This window comes from Ruthenibacterium sp., assembly GCF_017421385.1.
Lineage (GTDB): Bacteria > Bacillota > Clostridia > Oscillospirales > Ruminococcaceae > Ruthenibacterium > Ruthenibacterium lactatiformans.
The window spans coordinates 123,680-144,711 of sequence record NZ_JAFOIN010000117.1; the positions used below are offsets into that span (position 1 = coordinate 123,680).

Below are 21,032 nucleotides of genomic sequence, written 5' to 3' on the forward strand. Positions count from 1 at the left end.
TTTCGACAAGCTGAGGCAGGGCTTTACGACCCTGCCTTTTGATGTTTTACACTGCAAAACGCGAGGGTGGCTCACAGGTCCAGCGCGGCAAAGCTGTGCATGGCGCGCCGCAATGCCAGCGCCGACAGCAGCACGTACAGTGCGGCGCCAGCGGCCAATAAGGTGAGCTTTTCGCCCAGGAACGCCGGGTCCGGCGTGTCCAGGCGGTCCCGCACAAAGGGGACGGTGTGGGCGCAGGCCTCGAATACCACCATGCAAAGAGTAAGGGCGCCGCAGCCCCAACCGAAGGCCTTGCCGACCTTGCCCGGCGCGCGGTAGTAGTTTCGGAAAAAGACAAGATTGAACACGCCGTACAGCACCAGCGCGAATCCGAAAAACGCGGTGTTCGCGTCCATGCCCACAAGGTTTTCCGCGGAGACACGGCTGCTGAACACGGCGAAGGGAACGGCGATCACGAGCTGTGCCAGCTGCATCAGCATCACCGTAAAAACGCGCGCCCGCACAAGATCGGTCTTGCGCACGGGCAGCAGCGCCGTGAACTCGATGTCCCGGTTCTCCCGCCCCGTCAGGCAGATGAAAAAGGTGCCCAGGCAGGTGTAAAAGCAAATGACATAATAAGGATAGTTGGGGATGAGCAGCATTGCGGAAAGCAGCAGGAACAGCACCGAAGCCGGATGCATGGCCAGCACAAGCTCCTTGCGCATCAGGTTTTTCATAGGCCGCCGTCCTCCTTTTCCAGATGTACCATAATATCCTCCAGCGATGCGGGCGCGGTATCGGCGCCAAGGCGGGGCGCATCCTCGGCCCGCAGCAGAGCGCTGAAGCCTTCCCGCTCCCGTTTGCATCCCAGCAGCAGGCCCTCGGGCGCAGCGTCCCGCTGCGCGGCTGTCAGTGCGGCTGTGCGGTACCGGGCGCGCAGTGCGTCCGCGTCTGCGTCTGCCGCCACCTCGCCCTGCCGCAGGTATACGATGTGGTCGGCGCATTTTTCCAGGTCGGAGGTGATATGCGTGGAAAACAGGATGCTGATGCCTTCGTCCTGGGCAAGCTGGAGAAAGATCTCCAACAGTTCGTCCCGGGAAACGGGATCCAGCCCGCTGGTGGGTTCGTCCAGCACCAAAAGCCGCGCCCGGTGAGAGAGTGCCAGAGCCAGGGCGTACTTTACCTTCATGCCCTCGGAAAGCTCTTTCACTCGTTTGTTTTCATCCAGCGCGAACAGCGCGAGATACCGGCGGTAAGCCGTCTCGTCCCAGCTCGGATAAAAGCGGCGCGTTACATCCGTTACAGTGCGCAGGCGCTTAAGGGGATAAAACCCGAAGCCTCCGGACGCAAACCCCACCGCCTGCTTGACGCCGAATTCATCCGCGGACAGCGGCCTGCCGAAAAACAGCGCCTCGCCGGCGTCGGGGTGTACAAAATCCAACAGCGATTTCAGCGTTGTTGTTTTTCCGGCGCCGTTGCGGCCGATGAAGCCCGTGATGGAACCGGGCGCAACGTCAAAGGAAACGTCCCGCAGTGCAAAAGAGCCGTACCGCTTGCATAATCCGCGAACAGAAAGCACGTTCATTTTTCTGCCTCCAATTCGCCGTCCGGTGCCACAGGAGGCTCCTGCTGCACGCTGAACACGGCGTCCACGAATTTCATATATGCGTCATTCTGCACGATGGCGATGCCCTGTTTCACGTCCGCCATAAGCAGAAGCGTGTCTCCTGGCTCAATGCCGAACAGCTCCCGCGCTCCCTTCGGGATGACGATCTGCCCTTTTTCGCCTACCTTGACAGTAGCCATGTATTTCCCTTTTGGCATTTTCATGCTCATAAACAGCCCTCTCTTTTTTAATAAAATTCTTAAAAATATAACTTGTATAACTTATTATACTTTTATGAAACAAAAAGTCAACAATACCTTTTCCGGAAAAACAGAAATATTTGTTCTAAAAAACAAAAGCGCCGCCGGACGGTCTTCCCGTCCGGCGGCGCCGGAATGATATTTTTGCGGGACGGCGCGTTACAGCATTTCACCGTCCTCGTCGTCCGTCATAAATTCGCGGCTGCTCACGCGTTTTGCCATGCGCTCAGCCTCCACCATGTCGGAGAGCGTTTCCTTTACCTGTGCCGCGTCCTTCACCCAGGCGATATCGAACTCCGGCGTGGACTTATCCGCCGAGCAACAATGGATGGTGCCAAGGCCGAACATACGCTCCCACAGCGAGCGGCGCAGCGTCACGTCCATAATGCGGTACAGGCGCACCTCATCCTCCTGCGTGTTCAGCATGCCGGTGTGGATGAGCAGCTTTTCTTTTGTCAGCGTATATTTCGTAAAAGTCCATGGCAGGCCGAATGCGATGCGTTTTCGGTCGCTCCAAACGATGCCGCCGTTGTCTGCGTTTTCCATAGCCAAAGCCCCCTTTTGGTGTTATTGTACCAAGCCGGTGCGGCAAAATCAACCAAAGCAGAAAATTTGTGTCGGACATTTTGTCTGCCGCCCAAGGAAACAGCGCGTTTCAATTGGTGTTTTCCGGAACCAGCTTCCCAAAGAGACTGGCGGACAGCCCGCTCTTTGGTTTTTATGAGAGCTTCAGGGACAGCGAATAATTGCAGGGGATCATTCTTTAAAGGTTTTTTCTACCAGCCCGGCGTATTCTGCGTAAGCACAATGATTCTTCAGTTCTGTGAGGCATTCGGCAATGCGTTTGTAATATCAGTAGTGTTCCTGTTTATCTTTTTGGTTGAATCTTTGCCATAACCGCTCTCCGTAAACAAGCTGATCCCGGTAAAGGGAACGGATATTGGAAAGCTTATCGCCGAGCGTTAACATTTTTACTTCTATGGAAGCGTCCCTCAAGTGATCTATTGTTTCCTGCTTACGGATTTTCCAGGTCGATCCGGCAGGCAGATCTTCTCGTTTGTTTTCGCTTTCTGCAGCGACCAAAGCGGCGATCCTTTCCCCAAAGGCTTCTTGAATGCATTCTGTTGTGGCGGCGGTATCCTCCACGACGTCGTGCAGAACAGCGGTTGCTATGACTTCTTCATCCGTTGTCAGAGTGCCTACAATAGACGCAGCCTCCAAGGGATGAAGAATGTAGGGGACCTGCGTACCCTTTCTCACCTGGCCGTTATGAGCCTTTACTGCGTACACGATTGCTTTGTTTAATATTTCTCCCATGTTTATACCGCCTTTTTCCGGTGAGATGACAGCAAAAATAAAAAAGTTGCATTCCAAAAATGAAATGCAACTTTTTTGGTGGGAGAGGATGGATTCGAACCATCGAAGCGAAGACGCAACAGATTTACAGTCTGCCCCCATTGGCCACTCGGGAACTCTCCCATATTCAATAAATGGAGCTGGTGGACGGATTCGAACCCCCGACCTGCTGATTACAAATCAGCTGCTCTACCAGCTGAGCTACACCAGCGTGGAAATCGGCTTGCCAGCTTCATATCCTTTATATGCGCCCAAAAGAAGAATCATGGCGCTTAAATATAATATCAATTCCTCCGGCCTTTGTCAAGCCCCTTTTTTACCGGACGGAGAAAACTTTTACGGGAGCGCGGTACGCGCCTTTCCTCTTGCTTTTTTTGCCGCGCGGCTCTAAGATAAAAGAGGAAGAAAAGCGCCGCGCAGATGCGGCACGGCACACAACTGAACAGAGAAAGTGAGAGAACAGGAATGGGACCCTCTAAAGTATATTTTACAGACATGCGTGCGCTGCCGGGCACGAACCTGCAGCAGAAACTCAAGCGGCTGATCCTCAAAGCGGGCATCGGACAGATCGATTTTCAGGATAAATATGCCGCTATCAAAATCCATTTCGGCGAACCGGGCAACCTTTCTTACCTGCGGCCCAATTTTGCAAAGACCGTTGCGGACGCCGTGAAAGAGCTGGGCGGCCGCCCGTTTCTGACAGACTGCAACACGCTGTATGTGGGGCGCCGCAAAAATGCGCTGGACCATATCGAAGCGGCTTATGAAAACGGGTTTTCGCCATTTTCCACCGGCTGCCAGATCATTATTGCAGACGGCCTGAAGGGGACGGATGAGGTGGACGTGCCCGTGCGCGGCGGCGAATACATCCGGGAGGCCCATATCGGCCGCGCCGTGATGGATGCGGATATATTCATTTCGCTGTCCCACTTCAAAGGGCACGAGAGCACGGGCTTCGGCGGCGCCATCAAGAATATCGGCATGGGCTGCGGTTCGCGCGCAGGAAAGATGGACATGCATTGCGCGGGTAAGCCGGACGTGGACAAAAGCGTTTGCCGGGGCTGCGGCGTGTGCATGAAAAACTGCGCGCACGGAGCCATTGCTTTTGATGAAAACCGCAAAGCGGGCATCGACCACGGCAAATGTGTGGGCTGCGGCCGCTGCATCGGTGCATGCAATTTTGACGCCGTATACAACGGCAACGATTCCGCCAACGACGAGCTGAACTGCAAGATGGCCGAGTACGCCAAGGCTGTGGTGGACGGCCGCCCGGCTTTCCATATCAATATCGTCAACCAGGTTTCGCCTTACTGCGACTGCCACGGTGAGAATGACACGGCTATCATTCCGGACGTGGGGATGTTCGCCAGCTTTGACCCTGTGGCGCTGGACGTAGCGTGCGCGGACGCGTGCAACCGCATGCCCGTGATGCCCGGAAGCCTGCTGGACGAAAACCTGCGCGCCTGCGGCGCCCGTGACCATCACGACCATTTTACGAATGTTTCTCCCAATACAGATTGGCGCTCGTGTATGGAGCATGGGGAAAAAATCGGTTTGGGCACACGCAGCTATGAACTGATTACAGTCAAATGAAGAAGCTTTTGAGCGGCGGGGATACCCGCCGCTTTTTTATGCAGAGCTTCTTTCTGCACTTTGTACAGAAAACAGTTTGAATTAGCATGAAAATGTCAGTTTTTATTTAAAATATACAACAAATATCCATTTTTAAGGATAAAAATATATTTTTCATTTTTTGAGTTTATAATCTAATAATGAAAATTTTTACCTTATTATAGAAAAATATGGAAATTTATTTGTTTTATAATTATGAAAAAAAGATATCAAAACAAATGATTTTGTTGACTTTTTACAATTACGATGATAATATCAAACCGTTGCAGGAAGCAGCATAGCTTCCGCTTCTTCACATTTTGCTGCATGGATAATCCATGCGGAGCGGCCTTGCGCAGATGCGCGGGCCCTGCTGCCTGCGGCGGCGGGAGGCCCGGCGGCGCACATGCCGCATTGCAGGAGGCTCCGGCGGCGTGTGGGGAAAATGCAAATGAAAAGGAGAGAAACGTATGAAAAAAGTACTAGCGATCCTTCTGGCGGCGTGCCTGGCACTTTCTCTGGCGGCATGCGGCGGCAGCGGTTCTTCCGCGCCTGTTTCCACAGCGCCGGATACCTCTGGCTCCGCGCCGGCTTCCGCGCCTGCGGCGGCCGACGGCTCCATCGCCGTTTTCTATTACACGTACAGCGACACATATATTTCCACGGTCCGCACCGCGTTGGACGCGGAGTTGGATAAGCTGGGCGTTGAGTACCAGGACTATGATTCCAACTCTCAGCAGAATACCCAGACCGAGCAGGTTGATACTGCCATCACGAAAGGCGCTACCTGCCTGATTGTGAACATCGTCGAGACAGGCTCCGACGACGCGGCGCAGGGTATCGTGGACAAGGCGAAGGCAGCGGACATCCCCGTGATCTTCTTCAACCGCGAAGTGTCCGACGCCGTGGTGAACAGCTATGAAAAATGTGCGTTCATCGGCACTGACGCGGCCGAGGCCGGCCACATGCAGGGCCAGATGATCGCTGATTATCTGCTGGCGAATTATGACGACGTGGACCTGAACGGTGACGGCACCATCTCCTATGTCATGTTTAAGGGCCAGAACGCCAACCCCGAGGCCGAATACCGCACCCAGTATGCCGTCGAGGACTGCGACGCTGCGCTGGAGGCCGCCGGCAAGCCGGCGCTGACGTTCTATGACGCCAACAACGCCGACAAGTTCCTGGTGGACCGTAACGGCACATGGTCCGCGCAGGCTTCCAACGAGTATATGACGACGATTCTGTCCGAGTACACCGAGGCCAATAACAACATGGTCGAGCTGGTCATCTGCAACAACGACGGCATGGCCGAGGGCGCTATCACAGCGCTCAAGACCGCCGGCTACAACGCCAGCGCGGACAAGGCCATCCCTGTGTTCGGCGTTGACGCCACCGATGCAGCCAAAGAGCTGATCGCCGCCGGCAGCATGGTCGGCAGCATCAAGCAGGACGCCGAAGGCATGGCGGCGGCCATTGCGCTGCTTGCCAAGAACGCCACCAGCGGCGCGGCCCTGATGGACGGCACCGACAGCTACAATGTGGATGATGCCAGTGCCAAGATCCGCATCCCGTACGCCGTTTACACCGGCTGATAGACCCGATCAAGCAAACAGCAGGAAGATAGCTGCCTCTACGGGCGGCTATCTTCCTGCTTGAATCTGAGATTTTACGCGGAGGAGAGGCCGAATGGAGAACAACAACAGCGTTCTGCTCGAAATGAAAAATATCTGCAAGTCCTTCCCCGGCGTCAAGGCGCTCGACAATGTTTCGCTGACGGTAAAGCGCGGCACGGTGCATGCACTGATGGGGGAAAACGGGGCGGGCAAGTCCACCCTGATGAAGTGCCTGTTCGGCATTTACAGCAAGGACAGCGGGCAGATCCTGCTGAATGGGAAGGAAGTCAGCTTCAAAACCTCGAAAGAGGCGCTGGAACACGGCGTCGCCATGGTGCATCAGGAGTTGAACCAGGCACTCAAGCGCAATGTTATGGACAATATCTGGCTCGGCCGCTATCCCACGGTGGGGCCCTTCACGTCCGAAAAAAAGATGCTCGCTGATACGGCGGCGATTTTTGATGATTTGGGCATCCATGTGGACCCGCGCACCATTATGAGCACGATGCCCGTGGCCCAGCGCCAGATGGTGGAGATTGCCAAAGCTGTCTCGTACCATTCCGACGTCATCGTGTTCGACGAGCCCACCTCCTCGCTTACTGAGGAGGAAGTGGAGCACCTGTTCCGCATCATCAATATGCTGCGGGACCGCGGCTGCGGCATCATTTATATTTCCCACAAGATGGAGGAGATCCTGCGTATCTCCGACGAAGTGACCGTCATGCGCGATGGCGCGTGGGTCGCCACAGAGCCGGCGGCGGAAATGACGATGGAGCGCATCATCAAGCTGATGGTGGGCCGTGAGCTGACAAACCGCTTCCCGCCCAAGGACAACGAGATCGGCGGCGTGCTGCTGGAGGTGGAGGGCCTGACGGCCATGTATTCCAAGCTGCGCGATGTTTCCTTCAATGTACATAAGGGCGAGATCGTCGGCCTCGCCGGCCTGGACGGCTCCGGCCGCACCGAGGTGCTGGAAAATATTTTCGGCGTGGCTACCCGCAAAAGCGGAGTCATCCGCCTGCACGGCAAAGAGGTGAAGAACCGCCGTGCCCGCGACGCGATCAAAAACAAGTTCGCGCTGCTCACCGAGGAGCGGCGCGCCACGGGCATCTTTGGCATTTTGGACATTCAGGAGAATACCACCATCTCCAGCTTGAAGAAATATAAGGTAAAGGGCCTGTACCTCAGCAGAAAGAAGATGGAGGAGAGTACGGAGTGGTCCATTCGGGCCATGCGCATCAAAACGCCGTCTCAGGATACGAAGATCCGTTCGCTTTCGGGCGGCAACCAGCAGAAAGTCATCCTGGGCCGGTGGCTTCTGACAGACCCCGAGGTGCTGCTGCTGGACGAGCCCACCCGGGGCATTGACGTAGGTGCAAAGTACGAGATCTATCAGCTCATCATCAACCTCGCCAAAGAGGGCAAGGCCGTTATCATGGTGTCCTCGGAAATGCCGGAGCTTCTGGGCGTGTGCGACCGCATCCTTGTAATGTCCGGCGGGCGGCTCGCCGGAGAAGTGGATGCAAAGGCCACGACGCAGGAAGAGATCATGACGCTTGCCGCCAAATACGCATAAGGAGGAATCACTGTGGGAACGAATGCCAAACTGACCATCAAGCAGCGCTTGGAAAACTTCAAAGCCATGGAAAAGGAGGATAAGCGGCGCTGGTGGGGCGAGTTTTTCATTGATAATTCGCTCTATATCTTCCTTATTGCGGCCATCATCGGCATTGCCGTCTATAACCCGAACTTCGTGTCGATGAAATCCATCATCAACATCGTTTCGCTCTCGGCCGCGAATCTGCCCATTGCGCTGGGCATCGCGGGCGCGATCATTCTGACAGGCACCGACCTTTCGGCCGGGCGCGTTGTGGGCCTGACGGCTTGCGTGGCGGCTTCGCTGCTGCAGATGGCGGAGTACCCCAATAAGATGTTCCCGGGCATCGGCACTGTCCCCGTGCCCATCGTCATCTTGGCAGTCATTGCCATCGGCACGCTGGTGGGCGCTGTCAACGGCTTTTGTACGGCCAAGTTCAATCTGCACCCGTTCATTGTCACGCTGGCCACCCAGCTCATCGTGTACGGCACGCTGCTCATTTACCTGATGCAGGGCAACAACAATGGGCAGTCTATCTCCGGCTTGGATAAAAGTTATACCAATCTCATCACCGGGAGCATCCTTTCGGTGCCGGACGGCAAGGGCAATATGGTCCCCATCCCCAACTTTGTGTGGTATGCCATCGTGATCACCGTCGTGATGTGGTTCGTCTGGAACAAGACGACTTTCGGCAAGAACATGTTCGCCGTAGGCTCCAATCCCGAGGCTGCGAACGTCTCCGGCGTGAACGTCGCCGCCACCACCATTCTGGTTTTCACGCTGGCGGGCGTGATGTACGGCTTCACCGGCTTCATCGAGGGCGCGCGCATCGGCGCGAATACGGCAAACACCGGCTTGAACTATGAGCTGGACGCCATCGCGGCCTGCGTCATCGGCGGCGTCTCGTTCGTCGGCGGCATCGGCAAGATCCGCGGCGTCATCATCGGCGTGGTGCTGCTGCGCATTATCTTCGTGGGCCTCACGTTTATGAGTGTCTCGTCCAATCTGCAGTACATCATCAAGGGCCTGATCATCCTTGTGGCCTGCGCCATCGATATGCGCAAGTATCTGGTACGCAAGTGACCGGAGGGCGCCATGGAAGAAGAACACCGCTCGGAAGGCGCGCTCCGGGACACTGCGCCCGAGCCGCGGTACCGCGGCTCGAACAATATGTACCGCGGCGTGACGATATCCGTGAAGGCGCTGACCGGGGCGATTTTGGCTGGTCTGGCCGCGCTTGCGCTCGCCATCGTGTTTCTTGCGGGCAGCGGCGGATTCACCGTTACGTTTGAAACCGACGGCGGTTCCCAGGTGCCCGCGCAGACCTGCCGCTACGGCGAGCTGGTCCGGCGTCCCGAGGACCCCGTGAAAGAGGGATATGTCTTTGGCGGCTGGTATTGGGATGTGGAACGTGAGCACAGACCCTGGGATTTTGCGCAGGATACGGTGGAGGACAGCATGTACCTCTACGCGCGCTGGCAGCCCGTGCCGTAAATGCGGCGCCGCGCCGAATCAAAGCTTAAAGGGCCCTGTACGGTTTTCCGTATAGGGCCGCCGTGTTTTTCCGCTCTTATGCTTTCCTTAGAATTGCGCGTTAGGATACAGCTGCGGAAGCAAAAAGGAGTGGAGAAAACATGAAAAAACAAAATGGAATACGCGCCGTCCTGTGGACGGTCCTCATGCTGGCGGCCGTTCTGACGGGCTGCTGTGCCGATGGAGAGGACGCCTGCACGCTGGACCCAGCGAACCCGGCACGCTTTACCTGCGGCGGGGTGGAATATATTACGCTGCGGGAGGCTGTACCGCGTGATGCAGTGGGGCGCAAGCTGGGCGATATCCAGACACTGGCGGCGGTGGACGGGGAAGGGCGCGTCGTGGATACCTGCGGTGTGACGCTTTCCTTCTCTGCTTTGGCCCGGCTGGAGGAAAGGCTGCCGGAGGGCGGGCGCACCGTGCAGGTGCTGAACGTATGGGCGCTGCCCGGCACGACGGACGGCGCTGTGGCCGTGATGGTGGACGGCACATTCCGCCGCGCGGTACCCGCGGATGTACTGCCGCCGGAAGCGGAGGTCCTCAGCTTTGCACGGCAGGCCGGGGGATACGGGGAGGCCTTTGCGGTGATGCCGGAGGACTGCCGCAGGCTCACTTGCGGAGAGACAGTCTACCTTGTCACAGATACACCCGTTGCGCCGGAGGCGCAGGGCGCATATCTGGGCGTGCTTGCCCGCTCCTGCGTGTTCGATGCGGATACCGGGCGGGAACTGACGCGCGCGGAGCTGGAGCATATCGAACCGGTGCCGGGGCCGCTTTCCGCCCAGCGGCGGGAGAGCCGCGTGTACGGCGCGGTGTACGCGCTGGAGGGAACGGACAGCGGATCGGCTGTGGCGGTAGAGGTGGACGGCGCATTGCTGCGGGCCGAAGCGGAGCGGCGCGCGCCGGGCGCGTCCTGACGCTGCCATCCGGGCGGCCCTTTGCCGCATCCCTGCCGGAGGGCTGGCGCAAAAAAAGGCGCTCTCAACAGCCGGAATGGCTGCGGAGCGCCTTTTTTTGTTTTTCCGCGGGCCTATTTCCGTACAGGCGCAGGCCCGGTGCTCTCCCGGACGATCAGCTGCGGACGCAGCAGCACCTTGCTTACGGCAACACCGTTCATCAGACTGTCCAGCAGGCTGAACGCACTTTTGCCCAGCGCCAGCCTGTCCTGCCGGATGGTGGTAAGGGGCGGTTCGCAGCCGGCGGCCAGCGGAAGGTCGTCGTAGCCCATCACGCTCACGTCCCCGGGCACGCGCAGGCCCAGACGCCGCAGCTCGGCCAGCACCCCTCGGGCGATGCCGTCGCTGGCGCACAGGATGGCTGTCGCGCCCTGCGCAAGAAAATGCGGCACGTATTCGCGCGCACAGTTTTGTTCATAATACCCATAGGCCATCATCCGTTCGTCGGCGGAAAGCCCGCACAGCCAGGTGGCGTGCAGGAAAGCCAGCCGCCTTTCCTCAGACACCATTGAATCCCGCGTGCCGTTCAAAAAGGCGATTTTCCGATGTCCCAATCCGGCCAGATGCCGCACGCCGAGCTCCACGCCCTCCCAACTGTCGGTGCCCACATATCCGACGCTGGCGTTGGGAACGCAGTTGTCCAGCAGCACTGTGGGCGTGCCAGTGCCGGCCAGCGCACGCATGTATGCATCCTGCGGCGTCAGGCCGAGAATGAAGGCGCCGCCGTATCCGCCCTCCAGCAGCAGGCTGCCGTATTTGGTGCGCGCCTGCGCCTCGGGCGTGGTGGGCAGCACATCCACGGCCCATCCCCGTGCCGCGGCCGCCAGCCGGAACCCGGCCACGATCTCGTACCCGAACTGGCCGATGTTGGCGTATTCCATATTTTCCACCAGCACACACACCTTGGGCTGTGCCTGCCTGCGGGTACGCTTGGCCGCATAGCCCATTTCCACCGCCGTGTCCAGCACAAGCTGGCGGGTCTCTGCGCTCACGTCCGGCGCGCCGTTCAATCCTTTTGAAACCGTGCTCACCGCGATTCCCAGCCGTTGGGCAATGTCCCGGATCGTCACCAAGCGCTGCGCCTCCCTTCGTTGTCCGATATCCTGTTTAGTATAACCCGCACCGCCGCTCTTTGCAATGGGAGAGAAAGAATATTTTATTGAAATATCACAAAATACGCCTTGACGAAATCCGTATCCAATGCTAACATGGTGGTGTTCTACGAAAATTTGCGAAAATAAATTGCTTTTATCCCGCGGCGGCGGTTCAGGAAAGGAGTTTTTCCATGAAAAGAGATATTCAGATACTGACGGGGCAGGTGCTTGCGGCCGACTGCCGGAAAACCATTGCCCAGGCTACGCCCCGTGAGCTGTACAACGCGGTGTCCAAAGCAGCGCTGGACCTCGCTGCGGACGCATGGAAGCGCGCGCCGGGCAAGCGCGTGGCGTACCTTTCGGCGGAGTTTCTTGTGGGACGCCTCGTTTACGCCAATCTGCTGAACATGGGCCGCCTGGGCGAGGTGCAGCAGATGCTGCTGGACGCGGGTGTGGATGCGAACGTGTTTGAAGAGATCGAGGACGCGGCGCTGGGCAACGGCGGCCTGGGCCGCCTGGCCGCGTGCTTTTTGGATTCCGCCGCCACGCAGGGCGTGCCGCTGGACGGCTACGGCATCCGGTACCAGTACGGCCTGTTCAGGCAGTATTTTGAGGATGGCTTCCAGAAAGAGACCGCCGATGACTGGCAGCGCTTTGGAGATCCATGGAGCGTTCGCCGGGAGGAGGATGCCGTCACTGTGCAGTTCGGCGGGCAGGCCGTGCGCGCCGTGCCTTACGACACGCCTGTCATCGGCTACGGAATGAAAACCGTCAATACACTGCGTCTGTGGCAGGCCGAGCCGTTCCAGGCATTCGATTTCAATTTGTTCAACGCCCAGAAATATGCCGCTGCCGTGCGCGAGCGGGACGCCGCCGAAGATATCAGCCGTGTGCTGTACCCCAACGACGACACCGACGCAGGCAAGCGCCTGCGCCTCAAGCAGCAGTATTTCTTCTCCAGCGCGTCGCTGCAGGACATGGTGCGTGCTTACCGCGCGGCCCATGGCGGGGATTTCACCCATTTTGCCGACGCATACGCGGTACAGCTCAACGATACCCACCCCACAGTGGCCATTCCCGAGCTGCTGCGCCTGTTGGTGGAAGAGGCGGGCATGCGTTTTGCCGACGCAGTACAGGTGGCCCACGATACCTTTGCCTACACCAACCACACCATTATGCCCGAGGCGCTGGAAAAATGGGATCAGAAGCTGTTCCGCGGCGTGCTGCCCCGGGTGTATCCGTATGTGAAAAAGCTGGACGCGCTGCTGCGCCGCACGCTGGAGCAGAGGGGCGTGCCCATGGGCGAGGTGTCCCGCTATGCCATCCTGGAGGACGGCATGGTGCATATGGCGCGTATGGCCATTTTTGCCACCCACTCCACCAACGGTGTGGCGCGCCTGCACACTGAGATATTGAAGGACACCGCTCTGCACGAATGGTACGAGCTGTATCCCGAGCGGTTCAACAACAAGACCAACGGCGTTACCCAACGGCGCTGGCTGGCGCTGGCAAACCCGGAACTGGCGGCGCTGCTGCACGACGCTGTTGGCGACGGCTGGCTGACAGACCTCTCCCAGCTCAAGCGGCTGGAGCCCTGCGCGGACGACCCTGCATTTCTGGCGCGTTTCATGGACGTCAAGCGGGAGAAAAAACGGCAGCTCGCGGCGTATGTGGAAAAGCACGAGGGCGTGCGGCTTCGCGCAGACTTCCTGCTGGATGTGCAGGTAAAGCGCCTGCATGAGTATAAGCGCCAGCTTCTGAACGCTTTTTCCATTCTGGACACATACTATGGCCTGAAGGAGGGGCGCATCTCCCGCGCGGATTTCGCGCCCACCGTCTACCTGTTCGGAGCAAAAGCCGCGCCGGGCTATGTGCGGGCCAAGGGCATCATCAAGTATATCAACGAGCTGGCGGAACTGGTGAACGGCGATGCGGACGTGAACGGCCTGATGCAGGTGGTGTTTGTCCAGAACTACAACGTCAGCTATGCGGAAAAGATTATCCCGGCGGCGGATGTGTCCGAACAGATCTCCACGGCCGGCACGGAGGCGTCCGGCACCAGCAACATGAAGTTCATGCTGAACGGCGCGGTGACGCTGGGCACACTGGACGGCGCAAACATCGAGATCGCAGAGCAGGCCGGCGCGGAGAACGAATATATCTTCGGCGCCCGCGCCGATGAGATCGCGCGTCTGCAGAAGGACGGCTACGACCCGAACGCCGTCCTCGCGGCGGAGCCGCGCGCAAAGCGCGTGGTGGAAAGCCTGGTGGACGGCACATTTTCCGACGGCGGCACAGGCATGTTCCGCGAACTGTATGCCTCCCTCACCGAAGGCGCAAGCTGGCACAAGCCCGACCACTACTTCCTGATGCGGGATTTTATCGAGTACTGCGACGCGCGCCTGGCTGTCAACCGGGACTATCGCGACGCGCGGGCTTTCGCGGCAAAGTGTGTGCGCAATGTGGCAAACGCGGGCGTGTTTTCGTCCGACCGTACGATTCTGGAATATGCGCGGGACATCTGGCACGTGTAAACGCATGGGATAAAGCAAAACGGCATGGAGCAAAAGTTCCATGCCGTTTTTTTATGCCTTCAGCATCCGCCAGAGTGTGGTGCGGCTGATGCCAAGGCTCTGCGCCGCACGGCTTTGGTTGTCACCGCTTTTTTCCAATACCATTCGGACGATCTCCCGCTCGATGAGGGCCAGCGGTTGGGAGAGGTCGAGAGAGGCGGCGGGAGAGGCCGCCGTATCCGCGTCGGCGGGCGCAAGGGAAAGCTCCGCCTGCAGGGCGGCCTGAACGTCCGACAGCCGGATTTGTGCATCCGTGCACAGTTCCGTCAGCCGTTCCATCACGCGGTGGAACTGCAGATAGTTCTGCGTCCACGGATACTGGCGCAGCAGCGTAAGCGCATCCGCGTCGATGCCGCGCCACTGCCTGCCGGTGTCTATCGTATGGCGGTCCAGATACAGGCTGAACGCGGTTTCCACCTGCGCGGGTTGGGCGTGCAGGGAGGAAAGGCAGAGGGGAAAGCAAGACAGGCGGTTGATGAATTCCATTGCCGCTCCGCTGATGCGCCCGTCACCGGCTTCCACACGCGAAAAAATCAGCTGGTTGTGCTTCGCGGTCTGTCCCTCCAGCAGAAAGGCCAGAAGCTGGCGCCACTGCGTATCGTCCAACGCGTTCAGGTTTTGGAAATACAGCGTGTTTTCCGTATCGCAAAGCGGAGAGCTGTGGTGTCCCAGCAGATAATTCCAGGTTTTACGGCTCAGCAGGTTACAGTCGATCTGAATAAAAGGGTGGCTGCGACGCGCGCTGCGCAGGTAGATTGTGCGCGCCAGATATTCCTTCCCTGTTCCGGCGGCGCCGAACAGAAACACCGGTGCGCGTCCTGCCGCCGCCTGCAGGATGCTTTGATGATATTGGGCGGTGAGGCCGGTGATGTTATAGATACCGGCGGAGCACGCCTCCTCCAATTGGCTGCAGTTATAGTAGCTGATGCCGTATTTGTCCCCGGCGACAGGGGGTGTGGAAGCGAGAAAATAAAAGGCGGTATAGGCCTCTCCGTCGGAGGGAAGCTGCATCGCTTCAATGTTGTACAGCAGCCCGCGGAACTGCTGCATGACCTTGATGCGTCCCGCGGCGGCCACGCTCTCGATTTTTTCGCGCAGCATGTCCAGCAGCTCTGCGGAGGCGTCCTCCAGCGTGGAAAAAACCAGCTTGCCCGCACGGGTGAATACTACGGTCTGGCTGGTGCGTTTGTGCAGGAGCTGGCGCAGGAACTGGTTTTCGCTGCGCAGCTGGCGGTTGGCGCTGCAGAAAAAAACAGCCTGGTCGAACGCGGCGCGGATGCTTTCGGCGCTGGAGGTGATAAGGAAAGCGTTGACGTCCATCTCCTTGGCGGCGGTGTAGGTGACCATATCGCACAGGACCGAGGCATATTCCTCCCGCCGCAGGTATTGCAGCGTGGTAACGGCCTGGCTGGAGGATTGTATGGTAAATACGTCCAACTGGTATGGCAGCAGCGTCCGCAGGATGCCCATATCCTGTGTGATGTTGGAATATCCCACAATGGCCACTCGCCCCTCGTGAATGTTGGCGCGCTGAAGCGTGCACAGGACATCGTACACGGTGGTGCCGATCTCGATGACCGGCAGCGAAACGGATTGTTTCAGCAGTCTGGCCGTGCCGCCCCGGGAGATGATCACATCAAAATTTGCGTGGAAGCCTTTCTGCGCGAGCTCCAGCCCTTTGGCCAGATCGCCCACGCTGATGGTCAGCTCCAGGCCGTCGTATTCTTTCGCGGTCTCTGTTAAAAGCGGCACCATCCCGGGATAGGGCGAGATCGCCAGTACTTTGATGGATGGCATTTTCTTTCATCTCTCTTTTGTTTAAAAATGAAACACATTTTTGCTTTATTATAGCGAATTCACAAAGAAAACACAACAAATTTTCTTAAGTGTTTCATAATAAAACGATTTGCGGAGGGATTCTGCATACCAGCATAAAAAATACGCCTGTATAATGAAAATGACGAAAGGTCCGCCGGACAGGGATAAGAGGAGAGCCTATGATACATTTATTTGTAATTGCGGATGATTTTACAGGCGCGCTGGATACAGGCGTACAGTTTGCCTCCTATGGAGCGGCCACGAAGGTCGTTGTGGGGACAGGCCTGCAGGCACTGGAGGCAGACGCGCAAACACAGGTGCTCGTGGTGGATGCCGAGACACGCCACCTTCCGGCGGCGCAGGCATATGATACGGTCTACCGCCTGGTGCGCTGGGCAAAGGAAAAAAAGATCGGATGCATCTATAAAAAGACAGATTCCGCGCTGCGCGGGAATATCGGGGCAGAGCTTTCCGCCGCGCTGGCAGCGGATGGAGGCGACAGGCTCCATTTCGTGCCCGCCTTCCCGAATCTGGACCGCGTCACCCGCGGCGGCGTACACTACATCGGCGGCGTGCCCGTTGCCCAAAGTGTGTTTGGAAAGGACCCCTTTGAGCCGGTGACGCATTCCCGTGTGGAGGATATTCTGCATGAACAGACGGATACACTGTGCGCCTATATCCCCGGCGGCGGTTCCGCAGAGGGCAAAGCAGGCGTGCTGGTCTATGAAGCTCAGACGAACCGGGATATGGCACAGATCGCCGACCGGCTGGCGGCCCGGAGCGAGACCGGACTGCTGGCCGGCTGCGCGGGCTTTGCATCCGTGCTGCCGCGGCTGTTGCAGCTGTCCTGCCGGGACACCGCGCCGCTGCCGCTCTGCGGCCGTCTGCTCGCGGTCTGCGGCAGCATCAACCCGGTCTCGCTGGAGCAGTGCGCGCAGGCCGAGGCGCAGGGAGCGCCCCGCTTCAGCCTCACGCCGGAGCAGAAGCTCTCGCGGGACTGGGCGGCCGGCGCACAGGCGGGCGAAATGCTGGGAGCTGTGTTACGGGCCTGTTCGCAGGAGCCGGTGGTGGTGCTGGACACAGGCGGCGCGGTGGAGAACGCGGGCGCGGACAAAACCGCAGACCGCATCCAGATCGCCAATACGCTGGGCGCGCTGCTCAAGCGTCTGCTGGACGACGGGCTGGAGAGCACGGTGCTGATCATGGGCGGTGATTGTCTTTTGGGCCTGATGCGCCAGCTGGATGTAACGGAGATCATGCCTCTGTGCGAAGTCGCGCCGGGCGTGGTGCTGTCGCAGTTCACCTATGGCGGACGGCAATGGAACCTTGTTTCCAAATCCGGTGGGTTTGGAGCAAAGACACTGTTTTATGACCTGCAAAACATTCTGGAACGATGGAAAAAGGAACTGCCCGCGGTGTGACGGGGCATGCAGCCTTTCGGACAGGAAAAAAGGAGAAGATAAAATGCGTATCGCCTGGGAAGGACGGGAGCTGTACTGCCATATCTCAACAAAAGCAGGCTTTGACCCGGTAAAAACACTTTATGTCTGCGCTCCGGGCGCGGATGCGGCAAGCTATGAAGCCGCCGCACGTTTTGCGCAGGCATCCGGCTGGCGGGAAATCGCAGAGCAGGACGGGGCGGTACTGGTGCTCCCCATCGTACCGCACGGCTGGCGGGCGGAGGACGCGGGGCTGCTGATGGAGATCTACCGCGGCACGCGCGGCAGCTTTCCGACCCAAAGCGGGAAAAGCCTGTATGGGCGCGGCGGCTATTTGTGGTGTTGGGAAACACTGATCTATGCGGTGGGATATGAGGACGGCGCCTCTTTCCTGGGCGATGCCTCGGCTGCCTGTCCAAGCTTTTTTGCTGCGGCGGCGCTCGTGGGCGGCGTGCCGCAGGATTATACGCCCGGGGAGCGTCCTTCCAGCCACTGGCTCGTGGAAAATGTGAGCGCGGATTATAAAACCCTGAACCGGGAGTTGCCCGTCTGCCTCTGGCTGATGGTGCGTGAACGGCAGGAGGCGGACGCGGCTGTCCGCTATTTCAACCGGAGCAACGGCGCGCAGGGGCCGGGCTGTGAAGAAATGTTTGATGATATTTCCGCGACGGTCTACCGGGCGCCGGATGGCGGAGCGGCGCAGGTACGGATTTCGACCGGAACCTTCGGCCCGGAGCCTGCGCTGGCGCGCACGGTTTTTTCACAGCTTTTTGAACGCGTCATCCGCTGGAAAAACGGCCCGGATGGAAAGCTGACGCCTTTCATGAGCCGTGCGGACTTTTATGCGTCCCCGCGCTTTGCGCTGGATTCTGTTGTGTACGGGGGCCGCAGCTACGGCTTTTTCGTTCATGTGCCGGAAGGGCTGACGGCGGAGCAGGCCAGGGGCCTGCCGCTGGTGTTCAGCGTACATGGCCGGGGCGAACCGGCCTGGATGTTCGCGGAGAAAAACGGCTGGGACAGGCTGGCGGACGAGACCGGCGCGTTTCTGCTGGCCGTGCCGGACTCTCCGGAAAACATCTGGTTTCTGGAACGCGACGGCGGTGTATTCGCCCGGATGATCGACAGGCTCCACAGCCGTTACGGCATCGACCGGGAGCGCGTTTATCTGACGGGCTTTTCCAACGGAGGCATGATGACACGGGAGGCGGGCACGCGGTATCCGCAGCTTTTCGCGGCTTTATCACCCTGGAATGCACCGCCTGCCGAGACCTGGCCCGGCTTTGCGGAAGGCGGGTGGCAGATGCCGTGCTTCATCTATCTGGGTGACAACGACCCCGTCGCGCGGGGCACGGAAGAACCGCTGCTGGAGCAGATGCTCCGGGCAAACTGTTGTGCGGCTGTGCGGACGGCCGGGGGCTTTGTGCCGGATGCGATATACAACGGCGAAAACCATTACACTGCCGCGCGTGGGTATACCGAGGGCGAACGCTTTGGCACAGCGGTCTACCGGGACACGCAGGGCGTACCGCGCGTATGTGTGACAGTGATGAAAAATATGCCCCACGGAGCGATCCACGATGAGAGCCGGGCGGCATGGGAATTTATGAGACGGTATCGGAGGCCGGGAAACGGAAAGGCTGTGGAAACGGTGCCGCATACAGAGAGCACAGAAACAGAATGCGCAAAACAAAAGGAGGAGCGACTGAAGTGAACGATACGATGAACGAGATCACAGCATTTTCTCCCTTCGGAGGACGTCTGGTGCTGGAGGAGGTCAAAGGTGCGCAGGAACGCGCGAATGTGCCGGAGAACAGCATCGAGACGAAGGCGGGCGATGACCGCAGCATGTACGTCTATGTGCCGGCTTCCGGCTGCCCGGACGCGAAACAGACGCAGGTCGTCATGTTTCTGCGGGATGGCGCGGACGAAGCCTCCGCCCAGGCGGCCATGAAGGAATATGGTTTGGACGCGCTGGCGGAAAAGGAGCATTTTGTGCTGGCCTTCCCCAATCCGCGGCAAAGCGGCTGGAGCGAAAGGGACGCGGAAGACATGGACTATCTCTCCCGCTGCTTTATGGCCCTGCCGCAGGGCAAGGGAAAGGTCGGCGGGTTCATCGGAATGATCTTCTATATCGGCGGTTCTCCGTCAGCCGGCGCACTGCTGCTTGCGATGAGCGCGCGAAGGCCCCTGAATGTGGCGGGCGTGCTGCTCTCGGAGCTCCCTGCGGATTACAGCATCCCGCAGGACGGCATGAACGCGCCGCAGGTGGCTTATCTCTGCGGCGGAGCCGCCCGCGCCGCAGATTATTTTGGAAAGGTGAACGGAGTGACGGGAGCGGACGCCCGGCCGCTGGAGCACGCGGTGCTTTACACCAGCCCCGTAAACCCAAATGTGCGGCACATCGTGTCCGAGTTGCCGTTCAGCGCGCAGGAAGCGGTCCGTGCATGGGACATGCTGTTCTGCAAAGCGAGGCGCTGGTCCAACGACACCTATGGGACATATCAAAAGCGCACGGATTTTACGGCCCGCGGCTTTGTGGCACACGTCAACGACCCGGGCCTCGGCGTGAACGAAGGCTTTGCCCATACCTGGTACGAATATGTACCGCCCCGTCTGCGCGGCAGCAAAGAAAAAGCGCCGCTGGTGTTTTATTTTCACGGCATCGGCTGCGTGCCGCTGTACGGCGCGGAGCAGAGCGGCTGGCACGATATCGCCGACAGGGAAAACTTTATCGTCGTATATCCCAAGCCCGCCCGCAACAAGGCGTGGAACATCTGGGATGAGCCGGGCATGCCCAGCGACCAGGCCTTTGTGCTGGCGTTGCTGGAGCATATGAAGCGGACCTATGCCATTGATGAAAGCCGCGTGTACATCTCCGGTTTTTCCATGGGCGGCATGATGACCAACGCTCTGGCATGTGCATATCCCGAGCTGTTTGCGGCGGCAGCCCCTTGCAACGGATTCAATTCCGGCTATCTGGTCCCGGCGTCGGAAATGTGGACGATGCTGCGGAAAATGCCCACCGGCCGCGGTTTGCCGGACGGCCCTTCCGAACCGGTCACCCGTACACGTGTACGGGCGGATGCGAAAAAGGCTGCCTTTGCCTACCGTATGCCCCTCATCCAGAGTTCGGGCCTGCTGGACGGCACATGGCCCGCCGCGCAGGACGATCCCTTCAAGCGGTTGGCTTCTTTTGATTACTGGAAAACGTACAACAATATTCCCCTCACGCCTTACGAGCCTGCCGCCGCGTGTGAATCCGGCCTGACGGCCGACGAGACGTTTTATGACTGTGCGGACGGGCGCTTCCTTCACCACCGTTGGTTCAGCCGCGATGAAGGAAAGCCCGCGCTGTTTGAAGTTGTGCTCGCAAAGCGTATGCCCCACGCGCTGGACCTGCGCCAGCTGGAGCTTGCCTGGCAGTTTATGAAAAGGTTCTCACGCGGGAAGGACGGTTCTCTGCACATCGACCCGTAACGCGCCCGCTGCGAAACGGCCGGACGCTTTGAGACCACAGCAGATGGGAGGAATGGAAAAGAAAAGACGGGAGTGGAAAATGGTATCTGCATATTGGAAAACACGGCAAAAGCGAAT

The 21,032-nt window shown here is 58.8% G+C and carries 17 protein-coding genes and 2 tRNA genes; 10 read left to right on the plus strand and 9 right to left on the minus strand.

Annotated features, from left to right (window positions below; all coding sequences use genetic code 11):
- Nucleotides 1-71: 71 nt before the first annotated feature.
- The 7 genes from IIY41_RS13825 to IIY41_RS13855 form a co-directional block, all read right to left on the minus strand.
- Complete coding sequence (locus IIY41_RS13825) at nt 72-716, minus strand: ABC-2 transporter permease (RefSeq protein WP_050005683.1); 645 nt, start codon at nt 714-716, stop codon at nt 72-74.
- Nucleotides 713-1,564: an ABC transporter ATP-binding protein gene (locus tag IIY41_RS13830; RefSeq protein ID WP_009325310.1), complete on the minus strand. Its 852-nt coding sequence runs from the start codon at nt 1,562-1,564 to the stop codon at nt 713-715. The genes IIY41_RS13825 and IIY41_RS13830 overlap by 4 nt, the downstream gene beginning before the upstream one ends.
- A complete protein-coding gene (locus IIY41_RS13835) occupies nt 1,561-1,815 on the minus strand; it encodes an AbrB/MazE/SpoVT family DNA-binding domain-containing protein (protein ID WP_009325309.1) in 255 nt (84 codons plus the stop codon). The genes IIY41_RS13830 and IIY41_RS13835 overlap by 4 nt, the downstream gene beginning before the upstream one ends.
- Before the next feature lie 189 nt (nt 1,816-2,004).
- Entirely contained in the window at nt 2,005-2,391 is a 387-nt protein-coding gene (locus tag IIY41_RS13840) for a PH domain-containing protein (protein WP_009325308.1), read from the minus strand.
- 306 nt (nt 2,392-2,697) lie between these two features.
- Nucleotides 2,698-3,162, minus strand: coding sequence for an HD domain-containing protein (locus IIY41_RS13845; protein WP_287401220.1), 465 nt, complete (start codon nt 3,160-3,162; stop codon nt 2,698-2,700).
- Nucleotides 3,163-3,238: 76 nt separating this feature from the next.
- Nucleotides 3,239-3,324, minus strand: a tRNA-Tyr gene (locus IIY41_RS13850).
- A gap of 12 nt (nt 3,325-3,336) precedes the next feature.
- Nucleotides 3,337-3,412, minus strand: a tRNA-Thr gene (locus tag IIY41_RS13855).
- A gap of 254 nt (nt 3,413-3,666) precedes the next feature.
- Between IIY41_RS13855 and IIY41_RS13860 the strand changes: the two genes are divergently transcribed.
- The 6 genes from IIY41_RS13860 to IIY41_RS13885 all read left to right on the plus strand — a co-directional run bounded on the left by IIY41_RS13860 (nt 3,667) and on the right by IIY41_RS13885 (nt 10,475).
- Nucleotides 3,667-4,794 carry a DUF362 domain-containing protein gene (locus IIY41_RS13860; protein ID WP_009325306.1) on the plus strand — a complete coding sequence of 376 codons (1,128 nt, stop codon included), beginning with the start codon at nt 3,667-3,669 and terminating at the stop codon, nt 4,792-4,794.
- A gap of 488 nt (nt 4,795-5,282) precedes the next feature.
- Nucleotides 5,283-6,407, plus strand: coding sequence for a galactose ABC transporter substrate-binding protein (locus IIY41_RS13865; RefSeq protein WP_009325305.1), 1,125 nt, complete (start codon nt 5,283-5,285; stop codon nt 6,405-6,407).
- A 94-nt stretch (nt 6,408-6,501) separates the two neighbouring features.
- Nucleotides 6,502-8,004 carry a sugar ABC transporter ATP-binding protein gene (locus IIY41_RS13870; RefSeq protein WP_009325304.1) on the plus strand — a complete coding sequence of 501 codons (1,503 nt, stop codon included), beginning with the start codon at nt 6,502-6,504 and terminating at the stop codon, nt 8,002-8,004.
- Nucleotides 8,005-8,016: 12 nt separating this feature from the next.
- The gene (locus IIY41_RS13875) at nt 8,017-9,108 is read left to right on the plus strand and encodes a galactose/methyl galactoside ABC transporter permease MglC (RefSeq protein WP_287401224.1); all 1,092 of its coding nucleotides are present in this window, start codon (nt 8,017-8,019) and stop codon (nt 9,106-9,108) included.
- A 12-nt stretch (nt 9,109-9,120) separates the two neighbouring features.
- On the plus strand, nt 9,121-9,519 hold the full coding sequence (locus IIY41_RS13880) for an InlB B-repeat-containing protein (protein ID WP_287401226.1): 399 nt from the start codon (nt 9,121-9,123) through the stop codon (nt 9,517-9,519).
- 140 nt (nt 9,520-9,659) lie between these two features.
- Complete coding sequence (locus IIY41_RS13885; protein WP_134107348.1) at nt 9,660-10,475, plus strand: NisI/SpaI family lantibiotic immunity lipoprotein; 816 nt, start codon at nt 9,660-9,662, stop codon at nt 10,473-10,475.
- 113 nt (nt 10,476-10,588) lie between these two features.
- Here IIY41_RS13885 and IIY41_RS13890 read toward each other — a convergent pair whose 3' ends face one another.
- Nucleotides 10,589-11,584, minus strand: a complete 996-nt coding sequence (locus IIY41_RS13890) for a LacI family DNA-binding transcriptional regulator (RefSeq protein WP_256291105.1) — start codon at nt 11,582-11,584, stop codon at nt 10,589-10,591.
- Between the two features lie 215 nt (nt 11,585-11,799).
- Between IIY41_RS13890 and IIY41_RS13895 the strand changes: the two genes are divergently transcribed.
- Nucleotides 11,800-14,142 carry a glycogen/starch/alpha-glucan phosphorylase gene (locus IIY41_RS13895; protein WP_205485575.1) on the plus strand — a complete coding sequence of 781 codons (2,343 nt, stop codon included), beginning with the start codon at nt 11,800-11,802 and terminating at the stop codon, nt 14,140-14,142.
- Nucleotides 14,143-14,193: 51 nt separating this feature from the next.
- On the opposite strand, the gene IIY41_RS13900 is transcribed toward IIY41_RS13895, so the two are convergent.
- The gene (locus IIY41_RS13900) at nt 14,194-15,978 is read right to left on the minus strand and encodes a sigma-54-dependent transcriptional regulator (protein WP_009325298.1); all 1,785 of its coding nucleotides are present in this window, start codon (nt 15,976-15,978) and stop codon (nt 14,194-14,196) included.
- 200 nt (nt 15,979-16,178) lie between these two features.
- Between IIY41_RS13900 and IIY41_RS13905 the strand changes: the two genes are divergently transcribed.
- Genes IIY41_RS13905 through IIY41_RS13915 form a run of 3 tightly spaced genes read left to right on the plus strand, consistent with a single transcriptional unit; the run spans nt 16,179 to nt 20,915 of the window.
- Complete coding sequence (locus IIY41_RS13905) at nt 16,179-17,420, plus strand: four-carbon acid sugar kinase family protein (protein ID WP_009325297.1); 1,242 nt, start codon at nt 16,179-16,181, stop codon at nt 17,418-17,420.
- Nucleotides 17,421-17,463: 43 nt separating this feature from the next.
- Nucleotides 17,464-19,149 carry a CE1 family esterase gene (locus tag IIY41_RS13910; protein ID WP_287401230.1) on the plus strand — a complete coding sequence of 562 codons (1,686 nt, stop codon included), beginning with the start codon at nt 17,464-17,466 and terminating at the stop codon, nt 19,147-19,149.
- On the plus strand, nt 19,146-20,915 hold the full coding sequence (locus tag IIY41_RS13915; protein ID WP_287401232.1) for a PHB depolymerase family esterase: 1,770 nt from the start codon (nt 19,146-19,148) through the stop codon (nt 20,913-20,915). The genes IIY41_RS13910 and IIY41_RS13915 overlap by 4 nt, the downstream gene beginning before the upstream one ends.
- Nucleotides 20,916-21,032 lie beyond the last annotated feature (117 nt).